This is a genomic window from Microcoleus sp. AS-A8, assembly GCA_039962225.1.
GTDB lineage: Bacteria > Cyanobacteriota > Cyanobacteriia > Cyanobacteriales > Coleofasciculaceae > Allocoleopsis.
In genome coordinates this window covers 62,383-84,918 of the sequence record JAMPKV010000004.1, presented here as the reverse complement: position 1 = coordinate 84,918, position 22,536 = coordinate 62,383, and the positions used below count along the sequence as shown (strand labels likewise).

Genomic DNA, 22,536 nt, shown 5'->3' with positions numbered 1-22,536 from the left:
ACAGCTACTCCCGCTCACAGATAAGTTTTTTACAGAAAAATTTGATGCGATCGCATTTGATTATTAATGCGATCGCTCTAATCCTCCCTAACTCTCGAACTTCGTTTAAACCTCTAAGGAAAACTCAACTGCTTTGCTATTTTAAAAAACTTAGGAGCCGCTCAAATGAACAAAAAATTAGGCAAAATAATTCTCGCTAATGATGCTTCAACTTTAAGTAACCTCGGATTTGAAAAATCTCCTGACGCGGCAATTTTTGCCAAAAATATTGCTAATTGGTTCACGGGCGGTCGTCCAGGCAAGTTTCATTCTTACTCTGACCCGGATCGACGCGAATCGGAATCTGCTTTAGCAAAGACAATGACTAAAGCTGGTCATATATGGACTGTAGGATATGATATCCCAGAAAATGTGGATGCGATCTTTACACATGAAACAACTATTTATGACGATATACTCAGAGATTTGGTTAACGCCGGAGGGAACGTTTACTTAGCTGCCGATACGGAAGATGAAGACTATGCTACAGGGTATGAATTTAACTGGTTTCTTTGCGAATTGGGTTTACAGTTTAAAGAGGGCTATAACGGGATTTCAGGAAATCAACCCATTAATAACGAGCATCCGATTTTTGCTGGAGTTAAATTTCTCTATCAACGCAATGGCAGTTCAATTATAGATTTTCAACCTGACGAGCAAGCCAATCAAATTCTCGTTTCTAGTCCTGATGGAGAAGGGTTGTATGCAATACTCGATCTATCAAAGGCGACACCCCACGTCAGGATAAGCAGAATTTTTTCAGATGGAAGTGTTAAATCCACAGAGGCGGACGAATATATCGCTATTGTCAACGAGAGTCTGGTTGATATAGATATATCAGGCTGGAAAATTCAAGGCATAAATTGCAATCAGGAATTCTCTTTTCCCACAGGGACAGTATTAAAAAAAGGAGCTGAGTGTCGAGTTTATACTAACGAGGTGCATCCAGAGTCAGGCGGCTTCTCTTTCGGTAGCAAACGCTCTGTTTGGAATAACTCTTCAAATGAGGGACGGCTGTATGATGCTCAGGGAAATTTGATGTCTAGCTATGCTTATACTGAGCACAGTCAGAAGTTATCTAATCTGACAAAATCCCTTGGCTATGACAATCTGATCCTAGAGGCAGCTCCAGAAGCGATTAAGGCACAACAAGCTTTAGGCGGTCAGGTAACTTTTGAGGAAGCATTAACTTTGGCATACGATAGTTTTGAAGGTGACAACACAGAAGAAGGCTCTGCTGTAGACGCGATCGCAGATAATGCTGCTGCTGTGGGTGTGCCATACGCCTATTTTAATGGCGATCACGTACCCTCGGCTTACCACTATCTGCGAAAACCCACCACTAAAATTACCCTGTGTACCCCACAGACACCGATGCTCCCCACAAAAGGGGAAAGCATAGAAGCTAACTGGATATTTATGTTACAAATTCCTGAACTCAACACAGTCCATTGGGCGATTATCGACCGTTCGGGCGAAGAAGAAGTGTACAACTACGGTTGCCAATTGTCCTGAGAAAGAGGCATTCGCTCGCAGATGAACTGAAGAAATCGATCAATTGTGCGAGCGCCTTTTCCCAACTCCTAAAACACAAAGGCTCAACAGAAAGATATCGAAAGTAGACATAACCGAACAAAGGCGAAAAAGTATTAGCGGATATGCCGACCGCAGGCTGACGCGATCGCGGTCTATTCCCAATTAAACGGGAAAAAACATAGATATTAAGACCCTAATTAAGGTGAAGAAGGCGAATTATTATCAACTCACTGTAACAACCACTCCCGCACTTTCATTCGCCATCCTATCCACTGCACACAAGGCATAGGTTCCCGGTTCAACCGTTGCTACCCTTGTCGCCGTCGGTAAAATTCGCTCAAGCGTCCATTTACCAGCACTCTGCTTATAAAGCGTCCAAGCACGAACATCCTGATTATCAGCCGCCTTCCAAGACAGTTGGCGGTTCTTCGCGACTAGTCCCACTGGCGGGAAGGGGGGTAAGCTATCTCGCCATGCCATCGCCGGTACTAGTGCGGGTTTGGCATACAGCGAAGACTTGAAGCTGTTATAGATGCCCTGACGATTTTCCGTGAAAGCACTCATACTGAAGAAGATATTCCCCAGTGAGGACTTCTCATACAGGTTGCGCGTGAGTTCAACTTGCTTGTTAATCTCTGGAAGCTTCCAACTCTTGCCATCCAACTGCCCTAGATTGTTACCCGCATAAATGTGTCGTTTCTTAGCGTTAATATCCGTCCACCACTTCAGCAACACGGGATAACTCTGGCCTTTTTGGTTAATCTTCCAGTAGAGTTGCGGCGCTAGATAATCCACCCAGCCTTGTTCCAACCATTTCTTCGCATCCGCATATAGCACACTATACGCATCTAGTCCAGTACTCTGAGGTGGTTGTCCGGGGCGGTAAATGCCAAAGGGGCTAATACCAAACTTGACATGGGGTTTTGTGGCCTTAATCCCTGCCCATAAGCGCTGAACCATTTTATTCACATTGTCCCGCCGCCAGTCGCCCAAGCTGAGTTTACCGCCAGCGGATTTATAGGCGGAGTAGGTTTTGCTGTCGGGGAACGACTTTCCTTGGATGGGATAGGGATAAAAATAATCATCCAGGTGAATGCCATCCACGTCATAGCGGCGCACTACATCGAGCATTACATTGTAAGCCCTGTCTTGAATGACTTGTGCGCCTGGGTCCATCCACAACTGATTGCCCCAGGTGTAAACGTATTGGGGATTGGTGATGGTGATGTGAGGGCGAACCGTGCCACCTGGTTTGGCATTTGTTTTGGCGCGGTAGGGATTGAACCAAGCATGGAGTTCAATGTTACGCTTGTGGCATTCTGCGATCGCAAACTCCAAAGGGTCATAAAAGGGTGAGGGTGCTTTCCCCTGAGTTCCTGTCAGCCAACCACTCCAAGGTTCTAATTGAGAGGCGTACAGGGCATCCCCTTCCGGTCGTACCTGTAAAATTAGGGCGTTGAAATTTAGCGCTTGTATCCGGTTTAGGATGTTAAGCAGTTCAGATTTTTGTTGTTCAACCGGAAGCCCCGGCTTGGAAGGCCAATCACTGTTCCACACCGTTGTCACCCACACGCCTCGGAATTCCCGGCGATGACTCAAGGTAACCGTCGGATAAAGGGGAACACCGGGTTGTGGGGGAACCACAATATAGTTAGATTGGATTGGAGGAGCTTCACCCAGATACACTAAAGCTTGATAGACAAACGCCGCGACATCGGCACGGGTTGCTGCAACATTGGGGCCGAGTAACTTGATATTGGGATAGTTTGCCACAATTCCCGCACGAGTGGCGATCGCTACATCATCGTTGGCATAGCTAGGAATTGCCGCCGCATCTTGGTAAATCACGGGAAGTCCTGCTATCAGGTCAGATTTGACCTTCGAGGCCATCTCTAAGCCACTGACTAGGGACACTAAAACCTGCACCCTAGAAATTCTATCGTTTAGGCGGAAGTGCTTATCGGGAAAGCCGCTAATAAACCCGGTTTCGTAAGCTTTGCGAATGGCAGTGGCAGCCCAGTGGCTGGGAGGCACATCGACAAAGCCAACATACTGCCGCTTTGAAGGTCTCGTAAAGGCTTTGGCAATAATAGCCGCAAACTCAACACGAGTCATGGAGTTGTTGGGGCGAAACGTTCCGTTAGGAAACCCGCTAACAAGGCCACGTTGGGCTAAGGCTTCGATGAATAAGCGTGCCCAATGATTCTGAATGTCAGAGAAGGAAGTTGAGGCAGATACCATCGTCAATCAGAGCTAGCTTGGCTCAATATTAACCTTGTTCTGGGTCTTGGCTAATTTAAGATTTGGTCGCCACTTACTATTACCCCACCCGAAGCCTCAAAGGAAGGGAGATCAATTCCCCGCAATGAGTAGACTAGAAAACACAATCGCCCTAACGACCAAAAGATGACGATTTACTTCTACGGTACTCGCGATCGCTACGGTTGTTTTTCCAATTTTTCGCCCCATGGATTCGAGTTGGATGGCGTTTATTGGCCTACCAGCGAGCACTATTTTCAAGCCCAAAAGTTTGCCGGAACACTTCACGCTGACCAAATTCGGGAGGTGAAAACAGCAAGAGATGCGGCGAAAATGGGGCGTGAACGAAAACGCCCTCTGCGTCCAGATTGGGAACAAGTCAAAGACGACATTATGCGGAAAGCCGTTTTACGTAAATTTGAAACCCATGCCGACATTCGCGAAATCTTACTTTCCACCAACGATGAACCAATCGTTGAAAATTCTCCTGTCGATTATTATTGGGGCTGTGGCAAAGACGGCAGTGGCAAAAATCAATTGGGGCTGATTTTAATGGAAGTTCGAGAAAATCTGCGTAATGCCGATTCTGTTTAATGAGTTAGGGATGAATGTCAAGCACACTGAAATCCGGTCGGATTGATTTATCACAAGGTACTTCAAAGGAGCGCGTTGTATTTCATCAACAGTTACATTCAGCGTGGGGCGATCGCTCTCAATTTAGCTACAGAACTGGGCGAGAGGCGTGAAAATGCGGTTAGCCTTCACTCGGCGAATGGGAGTGCGATCGCCCTTGGTTTTCTTACTGCATCTAACGAATGAGCTGGTCGTAACGGAACAGTTTACCGACAGCAGACAATCTACAATGTATACCCAAAGCTTGAACTAGGCGTCTTAATCGCTATCAAAAGTTTTGTTCTGTATAAAATATTCAGTAGCTTTGCAACTATGAAAAATGTAAAATTGCATTTATCTTTTCTTCGTGGTTCTAAGGATAATCCAATTGAAATAACAGCCATTGAACCGCTTTTATTATGCCATCATAGTTATCCAAATCTATTTTTATATAATCCTTAAGCTCTCTGATTTCTTCCTCTTGCTTGCTTTTGTTGTTTTTATTATGTTCATATATATTTCGGAATTTTCTTACGTTGTTAAGACGATAGTAATACTCCATATTTAAATTACTAGAAGAATTGGCTAATTTTCTGGGTTGTCTTTGAGTAGCAGCAGAAATTATTTGTCTATTATTTTTCATTATCTTCATGTACCCTGAATAGGAAAAATCTTTTTTTTGTTGATGGAAATTATCTCTAAATAGTAAGATAAAGCATAATTCAAACATAAATATCGATGGTGCTTTTTCTAAGCTGCTTAAAGATAAATACTTATCGCCATCTGGATGATAAGTATCATCTTCATCTCCAAATTGCTGACGAAATCTAATTACATCATTACGACTTATATACAATTTTGGCATTTTCCAGGGTTTTGATGTATCTCTCTCCAGCAATGAGCAGGCTTCTAGTAAGTCTTCGTTATTCCCGTTTTGCAGTTCACGAAACTTCCTTCTCAAAAAAAATCGAATAACGTCTTCAATTAATCCTGCAATAGAAGAGCAGAATTCAATAAATAAACCATTTTCTTTACAGCTACTCAAATTTTTGTTGCAAGAATTTATAAGTTCTTTTATTTTATGAGATTGGATAGAAGAATAATTTATAATCGAAATAGAAGTTTTCCTAGATTCGTTACTCTCAGTTATGGGTATAATTTCCTGAAGGTCAGGAATATTAATCCTTAGTATTACAATTAACTTATTAAAGCTAGCTTTCAGAGTGATTATTTCACTCTTTAGCTCATTGATATCTTTCCTAAGCGCATCATCATTCTGCGTCATTTTTACAAAAGACTGTAATTTTTAATTACATCAAATTACCGGATTATTTAGTCTTAAGTAATGATTTAAATATTTTTGATAAATTTGGTCTTCTTTGCCTCTTACCATTCCAACAAACTCAATCTTTCCGCGAAGAACCTGTTTAAATGAAGGTATATTCTTGTAGGGACTTTTCTGCTTAAAATAATACTTTATTCGATGTTCTCTTTCAGCTAATTCAAGTCCAAACTTTTCCCAGGCATGAAGCATAGCTCTGATTTGACGAATATAATTGCGATTTACATTGGTGAATTGATTGACTGTTAAACCAGTAACTTCCTGATGCTCATCTTTTGATTGCAATCTAATCTTCTTTTCATTTATTTGAAATCCATTATCTTTAATAATTGACAATAACCCATCACCTAAAACGAGTTTTTGCTGCTCATTGATGTCTATCAAGTACGCCAACTCTTTAGGAAATTTTGGTACGGTTGTCGAGAAGGTTATATCATCAGCATATCTTGTATAAGTGCATCTAAGTTTTCTAGCCAGTTGTTGAAGTTGGCTATCGAGCTTCGCACATACCATATTACTCACTATTGGTGAACTAGGTGCTCCTTGGGGTAGTTGATTGTTATAGCAGCAAATTTGTGCTAAAATCGTTGCTATATCTGGACTAAAAGAATACGGCATTGCAATAAACATTCCCCTCACTCTGCCAAAGTTGATAGAAGGAAAAAAGTCTTTTAAATCAATATTCAAAACATATCTTTTTCCTGTATGTGCCTTAGCGTTAGTAGTAATATTCTTGCTAAAAGTGAATCCATGAACTGAAGGTTTAGGTTGGTACGCACATTGTAGAACTTGATTCAGTTTCTTCTGAATCAGCTTTAAAGCACTAGCAGGGGCAGATACTATACGAACGCCTCCTGACTTCTTCTTCAGTTCAAAAGTTAGATATCTTTCCTCAAGAGGAACCTGATATAGGTGGTAGACAAGTCGTTGGTATGGTATTTCTAGAAGCTGTGCTACATCCCTAGGCGTTTTCATTGCAAAGAACTGTTTGCGGAGTTCCTCGCATTCCTTATGAAGCTCAGGTTTGATGGAAGTTTTTGATGGGGTTGACTGCTGATCGCTGTCCGGCATAAATCTTTTTTACTCGCGCAACCCACCTTTAGTGACTAAAAACTTGTTACCAATTCTGTAGAACAGCTCTACTGAGGCTTAATTATAAAATCTTATAGGTGAAGGATGTCTACAGAATATATTCTCGCTTACTGCAAATCGCAATCGGATTAATTCGATCGAGCGTAAAGCTGACTTTGGATAACGCCGTCGCAGGATCAACAACGGAATCAATATTTCTCTATAGACATCCATGATAGTCAGTTTAGCAGCTTGCGTTTGAAATGAGTGGCTACTGAAATTTTCCACACATCTTCCTGTAGCGACTGAGAAAGCAGCTTGACTACCCACAGATGCCACCCAATTCAGGAACGGCTCAGTCTGCATAGAGGTTGTGACCTAGAGTTGAACAGTAAGGAGGTGATCGCTCTGCTCTTGTGAATTCCAACTATTTCAGTACCAACAAGGTTAGTCAACTGCGATCGCCCATGCCGATGCCCTCATTGAACACAACCATTTTTGGCTGCATAGTCTTGTTAAGTTGTCCCAAGCCGTCGGAGAGACTCGATATTAAGCTCTAACTTCTCTCCCAACCACAGAGAACGGTCGGTATGATCTCCCACATCGTCGCCTGTTGAGGGATGGACGAGAATATCCCAACCCTCACGATTGAGCATCAACCAGGGGACAACCTTGCCAAATTGCTCTGGTAAGAACGCAACTTGATACATTGCCTTTGGGTGTGGACCAATCGGTTTGTCATGCCAACGCCCCAGTTGCACTTCAAAAGACGCGCCCAATCCTTCGCGTACACGCGCAGCCGCCTCACGACTGGCAGTATTGAAGTAGATATGAGCATGAAAACCAGTAATCTGGGCAGTATCTTTCATCGCGCTTAGCTCCACTGTATCTGAGCGTGAACTAATCGTAACGGTTGAATTCATTGGCAGCAGACAATACTTGCATCATAACTGAGACTCTTGTCCGTCCAATGCAATAAGGTGTTAGGCATTACTTCCTTAATATCCCAGAACCCTTCTTTTATTTGAGTGAATTCGGAAAGTGCAAGCTTCCTTAAAGCCCATTCGCTTGTAGATATTTAGACCATCCGGCGCTGCCTGAAGGGTGGCAAAACGCGCTCCAAATTTCTTGGCATAACTCAGTGTGTAATGTGTGATTGCCGAGCCGTAACCGCGACTTCTAAATTCTTGAAGCGTACTGATATCGAAGAGGCTTGCTGTCTGACGAAGCAAAAAGATTGAACTTGTACAAACAGGCTTATTATCGACATACCCCAGAAACAATTTCAAAGGACGATTCTCCAAATCATCCAACTCGCCCACCCGCTGATAAAATGACATAACGAAGTCATCTGGCTGCTCAAAAAGTGAAGCGATAATCTTTCCAAATTCAGAGATTCCTTCAAAAGACGTTGCCATGCGGAAATTTAGATTAGGCGGGTACTGAATGTCTTGGGATAAATCATCAAGATTCGCAACCATACCCATGTCCACTTCATCTTCGATAAATCCATGCTCATCTAAGGTTGAAGAGACATAAGCATCCCGAAATTCTTCACAAGTCCACCAAGCTGCTGGTAAACGAGCTGAATTAAACTCTTCGCACACCTCGGCAATAATACGCCTTCCGTCTTCGCTATCGAATTTTTTACTAATAACGAGATTAAACGTATCTGTTTTGTAGCCAGAATTGATGAAGACGTAATTTTTTGTTTGTTCAACTTTCATCTCTGGAACAAATTGGCTGGGCAAATAAATATTTTTCCCAATCAGTCCTTCAAAAAGTAACTGAATTTCGTCGTATCTTCTAAATTCTTCTTCTATCATCTGCATCGTCTCCCCTCTCTCAATTTTATATACAGAACTGGGCGAGAGGTGTGAAAATGCGGCTAGCTTTCACCCTGCAAATGGGAGTGCGATCTGCGGAACGTACAGAGTAACCTCCGAGTCATTGAGTTAGAGATACCTCTTCGCCTTAACTTAATGTTTTGGAAAACAGCCTCCTTGTGGACGGTTGCTGCCACTGTGGCTTTAACAGCAATCTCCCTTTCTCAAGAAGCCGCACAACTGACAAGCACGGCACAGGTTACTAATACAACTCCTGCACTGACTGATTCTGGGCAACAAAATCAACCCATCCGTATCATTCCTGGCATCAAGGGAGGAGTTAGTGCTGTTGCTGTTAACCCAGATGGACAGCTACTCGCTACGGCTAGCACAGGTGAGCCAAGTATCCAGCTATGGAATCCTCAGACGGGACAACTCTTACGTACCCTGAAGGGGCACACCAGTCCAGTTGCAGACGTTGCCATCAGTCCTGATGGAAAAATTCTTGTCACTGGGAGTGGAGATAAAACAATCAAACTGTGGGATGTCAACACAGGGCAGTTAATTCGTACCCTTGCTGGACATTCCGATGTTGTAAGGACTGTTGCCATTAGTCAGGATGGAACAATTCTCGCCAGTGGGAGTTGGGATAAGACAATCAAGCTGTGGAATCTCGAAACTGGGGCGTTAATCCGTACTCTTACAGGACATACACAGTCAGTGTCAGCCCTTGCCCTGAGTTCAGATGGAGAAACTCTGGCTAGTGGTAGTGTTGATGAAACGTTGAGGATTTGGAATCTCAAAACAGGGAAGTTACTACAAACCTACAGCGATAATTTTTCACCTTACCCAGGCTATTTCAGTTATTCAGTAAACTCAGTTGCTATCAGTCCCGATGGACAATTTGTGGCTAGTTCCACGATTGATGATGTCTCAAAGGGGCATATTGAAGGGAATACGATTCGCATTCGCAGTTTGAAGACAGGGCAGATTGTGCATAGCCTGAAAGCTGGATCGGGTAACTCAGTTAATACGATCGCCTTTAGCCCAGATGGACAAACGCTGATCGCTAGTTCTGGGGATGTTATGTTGTGGAACCTTCAAACAGGAGAGCGATCGCGTACCGTCAGCATCGGTTCCCAAGCGCTTGCCCTGAGCCGAGATGGACAAACTCTCTTTAGTGCTGGCAATGGTAGCCTTACTATCTGGGGCGTACCGGCTCTGATTTCTGATTCTCTTCAAAATGAACAATTGCTTCGTACTATTAACGCCCATCAAAACGCCCCTCAACAAGGTTGGGGAGTTTATACAGTTGCCCTTACCCCTGATGGACAGACAATCGCCAGTTGTAGTGCCAATAACAATGGTGAGGTTAAGGTTTGGAATCGTGATTCTGGAGCATTGCTTTACACTCTGAAAACAGGAATACTTGGGTGCGCGATCGCAACTAGCCCCGATGGAGAAACTCTTGCTACTAGCAGTGTCAGAGCTGGTGGCAGCCAGATAATTAAGGTATTCAATTTCAAGACAGGGCAGCTAAAGACTACCCTCTCTGGAGGTGACAGCAGCAGCATTGATCAGCTTGTCTTCAGTACTGATGGACAAACCTTGATTAGCGGCGGTATCAATGATGGCAAAGATGCAATTAAGGTTTGGAATCTAGCCACGGGGCAATTACGCCACACCTTGTCGGAAAATAGATACCAGGGGTTTTTCTCCCTGGCTATTAGTCCTGATGGCAAAACGCTCTTTAGTAAGCAATACCGGGATGAGGTGAGAGTTTGGGACTTGCAGGCAGGGAAGCTCAAAGGCACTTTACCTATACAGTCATTTGGTGACATTCGCGTCTCACCTGATGGACAAGTCCTAATGGGGACGGATGGAAAGGGCGATATCAATGCCTGGAGTTTACCAACAGGAAAGTTAGTCGGCACGGTGCCTCTTAGCAGTCTTCATTTCTCTTCCTACAGTCCTTCCCGTGCCTTTGCCATTAGCCCTTCCGGGCAAATTTTAGCAACAGACAACGAGAGTAACAGCATCACACTCTGGAATCTCCAAACTGGGAAGTTAATTGATACCTTGAGAGGACATCCCAACACAGTTGCTTCTTTAGCGTTCAGTGCTGATAATCAAATTCTTGTCAGTGGCGGGAGAGAAGGTTTAGTCAAGATTTGGCGCATACCCACTTCTCCTGGGGCTGAGTAGGGTATCGAGTTGCCTTAGCGGCTATATCTGAGAATCCGAGAGTGAACTGATGGTAACGGCAAGCTTCACAGACACTAACCAATCTAGAAAGAAACAGGAAAGAAGACACCAGCCCCAGACTGTTTTATGATCGACCTGGAGAGCGAGTTAGCCAAAGCATTTCATTAGATATCGAGGCTGCCTCGCTCTCTGAGAATTTCATAGCTTCGTATGGTGGGCCCTTATGACAAGGTATAGCCTCTCAGCAAAAACGCTTTACTCAAAAGTGTTATCGCTTGGCGCTACACTCGCTTTAGTGGCGTTAGGAACTTGGGATCTTCCAGCTTTTGCCGGGAAGACTAACTTAGAAACTCAGTTCAGCGCTAACCCTCAAATCCTCGTTGCCCGACAACAACGTAGAGGGCGCTGGATTGAAGTTGACCTCTCTGCTCAGCGAGTCACTGCCTGGAATGGCAGAAAAAAGGTTCGCTCTTTCATGGTTTCAACCGGAAAGCGGCGCACGCCGACTCGTCTTGGCACTTTTTCCGTTCAATCCAAGCACCGCTCAACTCGAATGCGTGGTCGAAACTACAACGTACCCAATGTTCCTTACGTAATGTATTACTCTGGCGGCTATGCCCTGCATGGTGCCTACTGGCATAACCGCTTTGGTACGCCAGTCAGTCATGGTTGTGTTAACTTGCGAACCGCTAGTGCTCGTTGGTTATATAACTGGGCACCTATCGGCACACCTGTGGTTGTTCGCCGATAGCGGTAAGCCGTTCTAGCGCAAGTTTGAGTACCACACATGTAGAGGTGGGCAATGCCCACCTTTCTTACAGGTTCAAATTTGGGTCAGTCCTGATGATTGCTAGACTCTGCGAGTAAACTGTGCCACTTGTTAATTAAGCGTTCAGCTCACTAGACTTATGCTCCACAAGCTGACGCACCAAGTCGGCTAAGCGTTCACCACTATCCGCGACCGCGAGATCCGCCGTTTTTTGCGCCATGGTCTGCAATACTTGGGGTGACTGGAGTAAATGCAACACCTTGCTTTCCAACAGTTCGGGGGTCAGTTCCGTCTGACGAAAAACCAGAGCCGCTCCCGTAGTGGCAAAACTGGCGGCATTAAAGGCTTGGTGGTCTTCCGCGGCAAATGGATAGGGAATCAAAATAGCAGGAGTTTGCGTAATCGCCAGTTCTGTTAATGAACCCGAACCAGCGCGGCTAACGGCCAAATTGGCGCGTTGCAGTAGCCCTGCCATATTGTGATAAAAGGGCATAGGAAAATATTGAGGATGCTGGAGGGCTTGGGCGTCAGGGTCTTTCTCACCGGTTAAATGCACAATCCAGGCACCGGCCTCAAACCAAGCCGGGGCACATTGACGCACCAGTTGATTCACCGCGATCGCACCTTGGGAACCCCCAACCACTACAATCAAGGGTACGTCTTCAGGTATCGGCAATTCCAGCTTCTGAGGTTCTTGAAAACTAGAGCGCACGGGTGTCCCCACATAGACGCTTTTCACCTTGGGTAGGTATTTGGCCGTTGAGGCAAACCCTAGAGCAACACGAGTACACAGGGGACTAAACCAACGCGTGACTTTTCCAGGGATGGCGTTCGATTCATGTAAAATCACGGGCAAGCCTAGCATCCGTGCGGCAATAATCGCTGGTCCTGCAATGTAACCGCCAGTTGTAAAGACGCCATCAAATTGACCGGTTTTGAGGAGTCGTCGTACTTGGAGAATGGATGCTACCAGACGCCCTAAGATTCGCAGTGTACCTAGACCAAAACGCTGTTGAAAGCCTTCGACAGGAATTGTGTGGAGGGGGTATTGAGCGGGGACTAGCTCTCGTTCTAGGCGATCGGGGACACCGAGCCACTCAATTTTATAATCTTGTAGCTGATCGGCGACGGCGATCGCGGGAAATAGATGCCCCCCAGTGCCACTGGCAGCAATCAACAATCGAATGGGTGGGTGATGCAAGGTTCTTTGTTCTCCTACGGGCGGCTGGACTTTCCGTTAAAATCTAAAGATTAGCTGTAAATTGGCAACTTGAGTATCCTTCTGGAATACGGTGTAACCATCTATATCTATATAAACTATTTCCTACGATTCCCCCAATGTCCAATCCGGCAATTTTACTCCCTAGGCTCTTCCACTGTCTTACGCCTCAATAATTTACTCTGCCGAACGGGAATCTCAATCATTATTCGATATATTCATGGGCGAGGTTTCAATCATTCCTACAAAAGGTCTCATCAAATTCGTGCAGTCGCCAAGAGTGTGCTTGTTCCGGTAGGTAGCTTTACTCTCAGGTAAAGATACAGGTAGAGTGTGGGGCTTTCGACGAGTAAGCTAAGATCGACAATCAGTTATAAAGTAACGAATGGAGCCTCCAAGCTTCAATTATTTAGACGAAATTGGCGTTTATTAAACTATCCCCTAGTATGCTCTCAATGCACAATCCAGTAAGTTCTATGCAAAAGCGCTCCCAATCCCTGATATCCTTTGCCAAGTCTCTCCGTGTGAGCTGGTCAGTGTTGTTTGTACTCAGTTTAGGTCTTACCATGGGATGGGCCAGGATTGTGCAAGCGGAAAGCCCCGAAACAGCACCTCCTCAGCTTAAAGACATGTTGACGCAAATCGATGCAGCCGCAAATCGTCGTGATGTTCCGGGTGTGATGCAGTTCTACGGTGGTAATTTCAAACATTCCGATGGTTTGACACGCGGTTCCATGGAAAAAGCGATCAGTCAACTGTGGCAGCGCTACTCCCAGTTGAATTACCGTACAGAACTCAAGGATTGGAAAAGTGAGGGCAATGGAGTTGTTGCAGAAACGGTGACGTATATTACGGGAACGAAGCCAAGTAATGGTACGACGCTGAAACTCGAATCCACTATGCGATCGCGCCAGCGCATTGAAAACCAAAAAATTGTGCAGCAGGAAATTTTGGCAGAGCGCACGCAACAGATGTCCGGTACCAATCCTCCCCATATTGAAGTACAGCTACCAGAGCAGGTGCGTCCCGGTCAGTCTTTTAGCTTTGATGTGATTGTCAAGGAACCTTTGGGGGATAGTTTGCTACTAGGGGGGGCTTTGGAAGACACGATTAAGCCCGATCTCTATGCTAAACCGAGTGAATTTAAGCTGGATTTACTACCAGCCGGTGGAATTTTTAAGATGGGTAAAGCCCCGACGAAACCCCAAGACCATTGGCTGTCAGCGGTGTTGGTGCGTAAGGATGGCATGACAATGGTTACGCAGCGCTTACAGGTTGTGAATGGTTCCTCGACTTCGAGAAAGTCTATCCGGTGACATCCTCCCGCGCTAAATCTTGCGATTGTAGCGCGTCCCAGCGCCGACCTTATAAGAGAGTACGGGCATTGCAGCGTTTTGCTAAAGTTAAACTACCCCCAGAGCTAGTTTACGGATTTAAAACTCAAAACAATGCCCTTGATTGCTGTAGAGGGTCAAAGCATCAAACTTTCCCCCGAACCCTGGTTAGCTGTTAATCTTTCGATGTTTTTTCCAGGTATAGGACAGTTATACGTCGGTGAGAGGGTCAGGGGAATAGGATTTCTATGCAGTCAACTGGTATTGATTGCGATCGCGGCTTGGTCTATATTCAGTCCTAACGGCAATACGGTGACTGGGATTAGCTGTTTATTCCCCATCACTGCTATCTATATTTTGAATCTATTTGATGCCTACTTCTGTGCGAGGAGGCACTTAAATGTTCAGTTATCTGAAAAAATTCCCAGAATTAACAAAGACCCTTGGTTTGCCGTTTTCCTCTCTCGAATCTTACCAGGACTGGGTCAATTTTATTTGGAAAAAGCCATTTTGGGTGGTTTTCTCCTGTCATTAATTATTATTTTTTCCAGCCTTGCTAATATTTTCTCTCATCTAATTGTATTTATTCCTATTATCTCAGCGGTCGCTTGTTACGATGCGTTTGTGGTTTTTCCCAAGCCTAAAAAAGCAAAGTCACATCTAATTACTCTCATTGCTTTATTCGTCCTTGTTGTTGGACTCATTAGTAACTATCTGCCCCTATGGATTGAGCAAAAAATAGAACTTTTCGAGATACCCAGCAAGTCTATGTTACCGACGCTCCAGGTAGGAGACAGAATCTTAGTCCACAAATCCAGCCCTTACTTCCCACGACGGGGAGACATGGTCGTTTTTCGAGTACCTGACGCGGCCAAACGCCTGGACAATCAGTCCAACAACAACGAAGCAGAATATTTCATTAAGCGCGTGATTGGGGAACCGGGGCAAATGATTCACATTACCAACGGCATCGTTTATATCAACAACCAACCGCTACAAGAAGTTTATATTGAAGAACCTCCCATCTATGAATTAGAACAGCAGGTAGTGCCGGCTGACTCTTACTTTGTCATGGGTGACAATCGCAACAACAGTTTTGACTCCCACATTTGGGGATTTTTAAAACAAGGCTATATTGTGGGTAAAGCTTACAAAATTTACTGGCCACCCCAACGAGTTCAGTCCCTTTTGATCAGTCATTCGTTAAAATCTCACACCCACGCCGCCTTGAACGGAAACGGCTGTTCCTCCCCCATTGCGATAGGCGTCGAAGGCAATAATCGCATTGCCAAAAAGAACTGTATTGCTATTCGGGACGACGTAATCGACACCCGGTTGTAGTGCCAAGCTAGTCTTATCGCCCACGGGTGAAGGTGTATCCCCACTGGCGAAGGCGGCTCCGACACCTAGATAAGCATCGGTTTGCCAGTTTAGAGGCACATCATAGGAAATCGTAGGCACAACAGCGGTACCAGCGCCAATCAAAGCTTGTGCTCGCAGAGATAAAGGAAGTTCCAAAAGTTTGTAGCGTACTGCCAGCACTCCACCGATTTGCCGACCATTGCCCTGTGGGCCGTCATTAATCCCAAAGGTCGCTCCAGCACCCACATAACTGCCATAGGCCGCCTGAGCGGATGCTGGTTGTGTGGTTGCTCCAAGACCGGCGACAGTCGCGACACCCCCCAACATCATGGCCGTTACTCCAACCAACAAACCTTTTAGACGAACCATTTGCTTCCCCCCACCACGTATATAGCTGAATACTGGGTTTGAGCAGATTTTAGCCTAATTTATTGGTAAACCCTATTGGGGATGGGTGGAGTATCTGTCCCAGAAAAACAACCGATCTGTAGGAAAGTGATCACCTGCGGCACCAACAAGGCAATCGCACGGTTTTAATCAATCCGGTTTTTGGCCTAGAGAATTCTCCAATAGCAATTGTGTTCAGCGTTTTCTTTGTTTAAAACTAATATTATTCGCTTACCAACACAGTGGTGCCAAAAGCGATCGCTTATCGGACTGTGACAGTCAACGTCAAATCGCTCATACCCCAGACTTCTAAGAACCGACTAAATAACCGTTCACTGGCTGATGTCATATCTCCATCCGGCTCAATGATTCCACCCTCGATCAGCCTTCCTCCATCGGTTTGCAAATCCAAGCGCAATTCACCCTCATCGCCTTTGTGAAGAACCAGGCTTCCCCTAGCCAAGACTTGCCCCGCACGACTAATAATGGCACACCGCATAATTTAAGTTCCCCCTGCTTTAAACAACATCCTTAATCATCATGCCAGGGTATTTACGGTGATAGAGCAACGCGATGTCTTGCCGTGAGCGGAAAGGACATTCTGGGCTACTGAAGAAGTCCCTTAGAAGATGGCGATCGCAATGATACGATCAAGGCGACGATCTGCGGCACGCTACACGAACGCACTCTATTGATATGCATCGAATCTTCATCCCTGCCATTGCGCCACCGGCAGTACAATCTGAACCCGCTTGGTGGTTCGCCTTTGTCGGCAATCAGCTCTTAGTTCGCCTGGAAGGAACAATCAGCGAAATTCCCAACCTGATCAACCTCGCAGAGATTGGCTTGGTACCCGTGCGAACCCAATTTCTCGGCACCTTGGATGCTCAGCCTTGTTACTCGGCACAACTACCCCAAGATGTCAGTCTACTTGATGGCATGGCTTTGCGGGGACTGCGCGAATTGTACGGAACGTTAGACGAAGACTTGTTTGTACTCAGTGGTCGTGCTATTCAAATCGTAGAGTGGGATCGTACCCACCAGTACTGCGGACACTGCGCCACGCCAACCACTCAATTACCCAATGAGCGTGCCAAGCGTTGCCCCAAGTGTGGATTCGTTAATTATCCTCGCCTCTCGCCTGCGATTATTGTGCTCATTTGTCGTGGTGAAGAGATCTTATTGGCTCGTGCCCCCCGGTTGCCAGCCGGGATGTATGCTTTAATCGCTGGATTTGTGGAACCGGGAGAATCCTTGGAAGAGACAGTGGTGCGAGAGGTACGTGAAGAAGTGGGGATTGAGATTAAAGACATTCGTTATTTTGGCTCACAACCCTGGCCGTTTCCCAACTCCCTGATGATTGGATTCACTGCCACCTATGCCAGTGGTGAAATTGTGATCGAACCTGAAGAATTGTCAGATGCGGCCTGGTTTAGCAAACACAATTTGCCGTTGCTTCCTCCTAAACTGAGTATTGCTCGAAAACTGATCGATTGGTTTATCTCAACACAATAAAGTCTTGGGGGCAATCATGCGATGCCTATCCCTAGGGCTTGGGTTAATAGAGAAAACCCCACATCAGCCTTTCGTATACTTATGAAATAAATGCATTAAACTTTGAGTGTTTTCTCCTGGTTTACCTTGCGAGATATATAACTCATCAATTTGAACGACGGGCATTATCTCTTTAGTGGAAGAGGTGATAAACGCTTCATCACAATGATTTAACTGGCTGTAAGCAATCGATTGTTCAACGATTTCAAATCTATCTTTAGCCAGTTCCAAAATCACATCTCTTGTGATCCCATTCAAAATACCTTCTTTCGGTGTAATGAGTTGAGAGCCTCGAAAAACAAAGAAATTTGTAGTTGTTCCTTCCAATACATCCCCCTGCGAATTCATATAGAGTGCTTCAACTGCATTCGTTTGTTTGGCTTGTTGGAGTGCCCCAATCGCCGAGATATAATTCAGGCTTTTGGCTTTAGGAATGAACCGCTCTATGGGTACAGTGATCACTTTTATGCCTTGTTCATAATATTCCTGGGGATATTTAGAAACAGGAGTGACAATCACCATTAGACTTGGTTGACCGAGAGGTGTAATAAAGTCAGCGGAAGCTCCACCCGTCACGACAATCCGAATGTTAGCTTCAGGGAGATGATTGTGTGTGAGTGTATTTTGCGTGATCTCTTCGATTTCTGCGGTTGACCACGGTAAACTCAAGCCAATTAATTTCGCTGAATTTTGCAGCCTTTGAACATGTTCTGTGAGTTTAAAGGGTACTGCGTTATAAGTGCGGAGAAAATCAAAGACTCCATACCCTCGGACAATGCCTAAATCATTAAGGGGCAGGCAAGCCTGATCGAATGGAACATATTTCCCATTAAGGTAACAGATGGGTTGAGTCATTTTCTATGATCGATACGTCTTTTTGAGCGTTTTATATGAACCAAGAATATGTTTAATCATAATCTCATGAGCTTAAACTCCCATCAACGATGATGCATCCTAACCCTCACTGATGAAGGCTTGAATACACTCTAGAATCTCATCTAATTCAACGAGCAGCTCCGAAGCTCCCAAAAGCTGATTGTTTTCAGCCTGACGCTCTAACTCAGCGGCGATTTCTGGCATCTTATAGATGGCTACCGTTGCACTTGAACCTTTGAGTTGGTGGGCGCGACGAGCCAAAGTGGTACAATCTCCTACTGCAAGGGCATTCTTTAATTCTTCCAAGTAAACGAGTGCATCTTCTAAAAAGACTTGTAAAAGTTCTTTCAGAAATTCCGTATCTCCTCTAGAGAGTTCTGACAAACGCTCTAAATCGACAGGTACTTCATTGGCATGTTTGGCAACGGATGGGGGAATTGTTAAGGGACTAGAGAGGTGATAAACGTTGGGAGTCAATGGTGGTGAGTTTTGAGTCGTGGCAATGCTCAAGTGCCCGGATGGGAATTCTGGCTCTTTGATTCCTAAACTGGCTAATTCCTTGACTCGCGGCGGTAGCCAACGCTCTAACACTTGTTCCAATTCTTCTAGCCTTACGGGTTTGCTGATGTAGTCATCCATGTCTGCCGCCAGACACTTTTCGCGATCGCCTACCAAAGCATTTGCTGTCATCGCAATCACGACTGTTCGACGCGATGCACCTTCAAAGGCACGCAAGTGGTGGGTGGCTTCGTAACCATCCATAATAGGCATCTGACAGTCCATCAGGATAATGTCATAGGGGGAAGCAGATGACGGCATCAGCGAACGAACAGCTGTTCGTGATGGCTCCAAAGGGGCAGTACGGAGCGTTCGCCAAGCATTCGCAACAATCGGAGTGTTATCGACGCCCAGTTCGGGCGTGACGTGAGGAAATTCTCCGATTCGGACTTCATCCCACTGGGACGCCATCACTAGAGCATCCATTTCACTGTCTTCCCCTGCCAACAGTTTTTGCTCGCCAGTCCCAGCTAAGCTGAGACACCGCGTTAGCAAGTCGAGTGCTTGTCTGCCGTTAACTACACAATCGGCCTCATAACCCAACATTTTCAATTGATTGAGTACAACTTTTTGGTTAGTCGGAGTATCTTCTACCAACAAAATTTTCACCTTTGAGCGGTAGGATACGCTCTTTGGCGTTAGTAAGGGCGGTTGAAGCACAGTAACCTGACTCGGATGCTTCAACTCATCCAAGGGCATCAAAACCTGCCTGAGACAACCCAATAGCTTAGAGGCTTTCAAGGGCTTGGTGATACACCCACTAAACCCCAAATCCATCAGACGTAACGCCAGCGATCGCTCTTGCACCGAGTTCATCAGCAACCACTTTGTTGAGCTATGTAGCCCTGTTGTGTGACTAGAACCGGGTAAATTAACCGACTCCCAGGCGTTTGTGCCAGTGTTACGGGTTAAATCAGTCGCAGCCTGACTGGCACTCTGGGTTTGAAGCACTAAAGCCAAAGCCGCTCTGACACTTTCGCTTTCCCTGTCTAGCAAGTTCAAGTCAAAAATTGCGACATCAATAAACTGGTTTTTGCGCTCAACAGATCGCCAAACCGTGACAGCTTCTTCACAACTGGACGCTTCCAAGACATCCATTCCCCAAAAGATTGCCAGAGAATGCACCACTTTCCGAATGGTGGCGTTACCACTGACAATTAACAATTTCAACCCAACCAAATCAAGAGCGGGTGGTGGCGTAGCTAGATTACTCGCTTGTTTCACCAGTGGTAAGGTGAACCAGAAAGTTGACCCCTGCTTGGGACAGGAGGATAGGGGGAGCGGGGATGGTAGGGTTGGAGGCGTGATTTTAGGAAGCTCAGCAGGGCACGCTAGTACACAGGGTGGGAAAAATTTCTCCGGTTTCTCTGGTGTTTCGGCTCCTCTCGGCAGGAAAACGGCAGATTTCCTGCTCTTTTTTCCCTGCTGTGAAGCCACTTTCACCGACCACCGCCCCGCCACGAAAGCTCCCCCTCGACTGGCAACGCCGATTTCACCCCCCATCAGTTCTACCAACTGCTTACAAATGGCTAAGCCTAAGCCGCTACCTCCATGCTGCCGCGTGCTGGAAGTATCCACTTGGGAAAAGGATTGAAACAGCTTCTTTTGGTCTGCGGGTGCAATGCCGATCCCTGTATCCGTTACGGAAAATCGTAGTTCAGAATAGGTCGAAGTCTCAAATTCTAAGGACACTTGAATCACCACTTCTCCCGCAAACGTAAATTTGATCGCATTCCCAACCAAATTCATCAAAATCTGCCGCAGTCGATGAGCATCCCCCAGTAACTGTCGCGGCACATTATTATCAATTAAAACGGCTAATTCTAACCCTTTGCTCTGAGCTGCGGTTGCCAATAAATCCGCAACATCTTCTATGCAGCGGTTTAAGTCAAATTCTTGAATCTCCAGACGCATTTCACTGGCTTCCAGTTTGGAAAAGTCGAGAATGTCGTTGAGCAGCGTCAGCAAATTCTCGGCACTGACGCGTAGCGTCTGCACAAAGTCTACTTGTTCAGGATTAAGGTCTGTTTTTGCCAGCAATTCGGTCATCCCCAACACCCCATTCATGGGGGTGCGGATTTCGTGACTCATATTGGCGAGAAATTGGGATTTGAGTCGCGAGTTTTCTAATGCCGCTTCTCTGGCTTCTACCAACTCGTTGATTCGGTCGGTAGCAATCACCACACCCCCCACGGAGCCTTCGGGGGTAGACCAAGGTTGAACGGCCCAACGGAGGTAGAGAGTGGAACCATCTTCTCGTTCCCACTTATCTTCCGGCTGGGACAAGACTTCACCGTTTAACGCGCGTTGCACCACAGCCTGCCAGCGGTGTGGAAAGTCGGAAAAAACCTCACACAGCGTCCGACCCATCATGGACTGTCCTTCTAAGCCGTAATCCATTGACCACTTGTGAGAATGCACCAGACAGCGCATCTGTGTATCGAACATGGCGATGGCAACGGGAGCATTGGCAATAATCTCCCGCAATTGCTGGCGCTCTCGTTCTAGTGCTTGCTCAACCTGCTGGCGTAAGCGAACCTCGCCACAAGTCTCGCGAATGTGGAGATAAGCGTAGAGTCCGTCTGGAGAGGGGTAGGCTCGGACTTCATAGGAGAGGTTACGATGGGAACAAAATTGTTCAAATATGACACAAACCTGCTCGTTTACTACCTTGTGATATTGCTCAAAGCAAATGGAGTTAGCGTGTTCGGGAAGCTCATCCCACAAGGTTTTACCGAGGAGTTCATCAGGGGTTTTATCGAAAAGCTGTGCGGCTTGCCCGTTGATGTAAGTAAACTGCCATTGGTGATTTAAGGCAAAGAAGGCATCGCTAATACTTTCTACAATGCTGACCATTTGTTGCTGCGACTTGGCCAGGGCAATCTGAGCTTGGTGGCGCTCAATGGCATAGCGCAGAACGTAAACCAGCAAAGGGCTGTTCACTTCTTCTTTGATCAAATACTCCTGATCACTGGAGGTTATGGCCTTCATGGCTAGACCTTCATGCTCAAGATCGGTCACCACAACAATGGGTGTGAGGGATGCTTTGGCACGGACGCTCACTACAGCCTCCATCCCCTGACTATCGGGCAAAGAGAGGTTTAATAGAATGACATCAAATCTGTTTCGCTCCAAGAGCTTAAGCGCCTGATCAAGCCGCTGAGCATGAGTCCGCTCAAAGCTTATCCTTCGGGCTTGTGATAAGAACTTTTCAAAACGTGCAGCTTCTTGGAGGTTGCCCTCAACCAAAAGGACTTTAAACGATTCGGCTTCCATTGTTATGTTGGTTATTCCCTTTAGTTGCATCCGAAATAAGTAGACTTTTAACCCTTCGCATGACACCGTTTTTGGAATTAACGGGAGAGTCGAAAAGAAGTGATACTGGCTGCTTTGGCAGTATGAGCATGGGCACCAACTCGACTAACGCATCTTGGAAATGTTCAAGTTTTTTTTCAGAGGATTGGTGAACAAAATATAGATGGATTGACTCTTAATATGCATGATTTTTTCTATGTTATGTTATTCCTCAAGATTTTTACTTGCGGAAAAGTTTATTGGAACGACTAATAAAAGTTTGAATTAATCTT

Annotated in this window: 17 protein-coding genes and 1 pseudogene; 8 read left to right on the top strand and 10 right to left on the bottom strand. The window is 45.7% G+C overall.

Annotated elements, in window-relative coordinates:
• The first annotated feature begins 165 nt into the window (after window positions 1-165).
• Window positions 166-1,554 (top strand): lamin tail domain-containing protein, encoded by a 1,389-nt coding sequence (locus NDI48_07765; GenBank protein MEP0831104.1) that lies wholly within the window; start codon window positions 166-168, stop codon window positions 1,552-1,554.
• A 243-nt stretch (window positions 1,555-1,797) separates the two neighbouring features.
• Here NDI48_07765 and NDI48_07760 read toward each other — a convergent pair whose 3' ends face one another.
• Window positions 1,798-3,816: a family 10 glycosylhydrolase gene (locus NDI48_07760; protein MEP0831103.1), complete on the bottom strand. Its 2,019-nt coding sequence runs from the start codon at window positions 3,814-3,816 to the stop codon at window positions 1,798-1,800.
• A gap of 165 nt (window positions 3,817-3,981) precedes the next feature.
• On the opposite strand from NDI48_07760, the gene NDI48_07755 reads away from it, so the two are divergent.
• Together NDI48_07755 and NDI48_07750 are read left to right on the top strand one after the other, a co-directional pair.
• Entirely contained in the window at window positions 3,982-4,428 is a 447-nt protein-coding gene (locus NDI48_07755) for an NADAR family protein (GenBank protein MEP0831102.1), read from the top strand.
• Window positions 4,429-4,503: 75 nt separating this feature from the next.
• On the top strand, window positions 4,504-4,653 hold the full coding sequence (locus NDI48_07750) for a hypothetical protein (GenBank protein MEP0831101.1): 150 nt from the start codon (window positions 4,504-4,506) through the stop codon (window positions 4,651-4,653).
• Between the two features lie 166 nt (window positions 4,654-4,819).
• On the opposite strand, the gene NDI48_07745 is transcribed toward NDI48_07750, so the two are convergent.
• From NDI48_07745 to NDI48_07730, 4 genes are all read right to left on the bottom strand, one after another.
• Window positions 4,820-5,731, bottom strand: a complete 912-nt coding sequence (locus NDI48_07745) for a hypothetical protein (protein MEP0831100.1) — start codon at window positions 5,729-5,731, stop codon at window positions 4,820-4,822.
• Window positions 5,732-5,761: 30 nt separating this feature from the next.
• Window positions 5,762-6,859 carry a reverse transcriptase family protein gene (locus NDI48_07740; GenBank protein MEP0831099.1) on the bottom strand — a complete coding sequence of 366 codons (1,098 nt, stop codon included), beginning with the start codon at window positions 6,857-6,859 and terminating at the stop codon, window positions 5,762-5,764.
• Between the two features lie 515 nt (window positions 6,860-7,374).
• Window positions 7,375-7,782, bottom strand: coding sequence for a 4,5-dioxygenase (locus NDI48_07735; protein MEP0831098.1), 408 nt, complete (start codon window positions 7,780-7,782; stop codon window positions 7,375-7,377).
• A gap of 75 nt (window positions 7,783-7,857) precedes the next feature.
• A complete protein-coding gene (locus NDI48_07730; protein MEP0831097.1) occupies window positions 7,858-8,691 on the bottom strand; it encodes a GNAT family N-acetyltransferase in 834 nt (277 codons plus the stop codon).
• 150 nt (window positions 8,692-8,841) lie between these two features.
• Here NDI48_07730 and NDI48_07725 point away from each other — a divergent pair, with 150 nt between their 5' ends.
• Window positions 8,842-10,890: a WD40 repeat domain-containing protein gene (locus NDI48_07725; protein ID MEP0831096.1), complete on the top strand. Its 2,049-nt coding sequence runs from the start codon at window positions 8,842-8,844 to the stop codon at window positions 10,888-10,890.
• Between the two features lie 265 nt (window positions 10,891-11,155).
• The gene (locus NDI48_07720; protein ID MEP0831095.1) at window positions 11,156-11,641 is read left to right on the top strand and encodes a L,D-transpeptidase; all 486 of its coding nucleotides are present in this window, start codon (window positions 11,156-11,158) and stop codon (window positions 11,639-11,641) included.
• 133 nt (window positions 11,642-11,774) lie between these two features.
• Here the strand turns inward: NDI48_07720 and murG are convergent, their stop codons facing one another.
• Window positions 11,775-12,860, bottom strand: a complete 1,086-nt coding sequence (gene murG, locus NDI48_07715) for an undecaprenyldiphospho-muramoylpentapeptide beta-N-acetylglucosaminyltransferase (protein ID MEP0831094.1) — start codon at window positions 12,858-12,860, stop codon at window positions 11,775-11,777.
• A 494-nt stretch (window positions 12,861-13,354) separates the two neighbouring features.
• Here murG and NDI48_07710 point away from each other — a divergent pair, with 494 nt between their 5' ends.
• Both NDI48_07710 and lepB read left to right on the top strand, forming a co-directional pair.
• Window positions 13,355-14,194: a nuclear transport factor 2 family protein gene (locus tag NDI48_07710; protein MEP0831093.1), complete on the top strand. Its 840-nt coding sequence runs from the start codon at window positions 13,355-13,357 to the stop codon at window positions 14,192-14,194.
• A gap of 204 nt (window positions 14,195-14,398) precedes the next feature.
• Window positions 14,399-15,319: pseudogene (lepB, locus tag NDI48_07705) on the top strand (signal peptidase I).
• Between the two features lie 96 nt (window positions 15,320-15,415).
• Here lepB and NDI48_07700 read toward each other — a convergent pair.
• Together NDI48_07700 and NDI48_07695 are read right to left on the bottom strand one after the other, a co-directional pair.
• The gene (locus tag NDI48_07700) at window positions 15,416-15,943 is read right to left on the bottom strand and encodes a hypothetical protein (GenBank protein ID MEP0831092.1); all 528 of its coding nucleotides are present in this window, start codon (window positions 15,941-15,943) and stop codon (window positions 15,416-15,418) included.
• 280 nt (window positions 15,944-16,223) lie between these two features.
• Complete coding sequence (locus NDI48_07695; GenBank protein MEP0831091.1) at window positions 16,224-16,460, bottom strand: hypothetical protein; 237 nt, start codon at window positions 16,458-16,460, stop codon at window positions 16,224-16,226.
• Between the two features lie 197 nt (window positions 16,461-16,657).
• Between NDI48_07695 and nudC the strand changes: the two genes are divergently transcribed.
• Window positions 16,658-17,476, top strand: coding sequence for an NAD(+) diphosphatase (gene nudC / locus NDI48_07690; protein ID MEP0831090.1), 819 nt, complete (start codon window positions 16,658-16,660; stop codon window positions 17,474-17,476).
• 63 nt (window positions 17,477-17,539) lie between these two features.
• On the opposite strand, the gene NDI48_07685 is transcribed toward nudC, so the two are convergent.
• Window positions 17,540-18,370, bottom strand: coding sequence for an aminotransferase class IV (locus NDI48_07685; protein MEP0831089.1), 831 nt, complete (start codon window positions 18,368-18,370; stop codon window positions 17,540-17,542).
• A 99-nt stretch (window positions 18,371-18,469) separates the two neighbouring features.
• Window positions 18,470-22,225 (bottom strand): response regulator, encoded by a 3,756-nt coding sequence (locus NDI48_07680; GenBank protein MEP0831088.1) that lies wholly within the window; start codon window positions 22,223-22,225, stop codon window positions 18,470-18,472.
• Between the last annotated feature and the right edge of the window lie 311 nt (window positions 22,226-22,536).

Bases quoted from the DNA above. Each gene is read 5' to 3' on its own strand.
- NDI48_07765 (MEP0831104.1), top strand. From the start codon at position 166: ATGAACAAAAAATTAGGCAAAATAATTCTCGCTAATGATGCTTCAACT.
- NDI48_07760 (MEP0831103.1), bottom strand. From the start codon at position 3,816: ATGGTATCTGCCTCAACTTCCTTCTCTGACATTCAGAATCATTGGGCA.
- NDI48_07755 (MEP0831102.1), top strand. From the start codon at position 3,982: ATGACGATTTACTTCTACGGTACTCGCGATCGCTACGGTTGTTTTTCC.
- NDI48_07745 (MEP0831100.1), bottom strand. From the start codon at position 5,731: ATGACGCAGAATGATGATGCGCTTAGGAAAGATATCAATGAGCTAAAG.
- NDI48_07740 (MEP0831099.1), bottom strand. From the start codon at position 6,859: ATGCCGGACAGCGATCAGCAGTCAACCCCATCAAAAACTTCCATCAAA.
- NDI48_07735 (MEP0831098.1), bottom strand. From the start codon at position 7,782: ATGAATTCAACCGTTACGATTAGTTCACGCTCAGATACAGTGGAGCTA.
- NDI48_07730 (MEP0831097.1), bottom strand. From the start codon at position 8,691: ATGCAGATGATAGAAGAAGAATTTAGAAGATACGACGAAATTCAGTTA.
- NDI48_07725 (MEP0831096.1), top strand. From the start codon at position 8,842: ATGTTTTGGAAAACAGCCTCCTTGTGGACGGTTGCTGCCACTGTGGCT.
- NDI48_07710 (MEP0831093.1), top strand. From the start codon at position 13,355: ATGCAAAAGCGCTCCCAATCCCTGATATCCTTTGCCAAGTCTCTCCGT.
- NDI48_07700 (MEP0831092.1), bottom strand. From the start codon at position 15,943: ATGGTTCGTCTAAAAGGTTTGTTGGTTGGAGTAACGGCCATGATGTTG.
- NDI48_07695 (MEP0831091.1), bottom strand. From the start codon at position 16,460: ATGCGGTGTGCCATTATTAGTCGTGCGGGGCAAGTCTTGGCTAGGGGA.
- nudC (MEP0831090.1), top strand. From the start codon at position 16,658: ATGCATCGAATCTTCATCCCTGCCATTGCGCCACCGGCAGTACAATCT.
- NDI48_07685 (MEP0831089.1), bottom strand. From the start codon at position 18,370: ATGACTCAACCCATCTGTTACCTTAATGGGAAATATGTTCCATTCGAT.
- NDI48_07680 (MEP0831088.1), bottom strand. From the start codon at position 22,225: ATGGAAGCCGAATCGTTTAAAGTCCTTTTGGTTGAGGGCAACCTCCAA.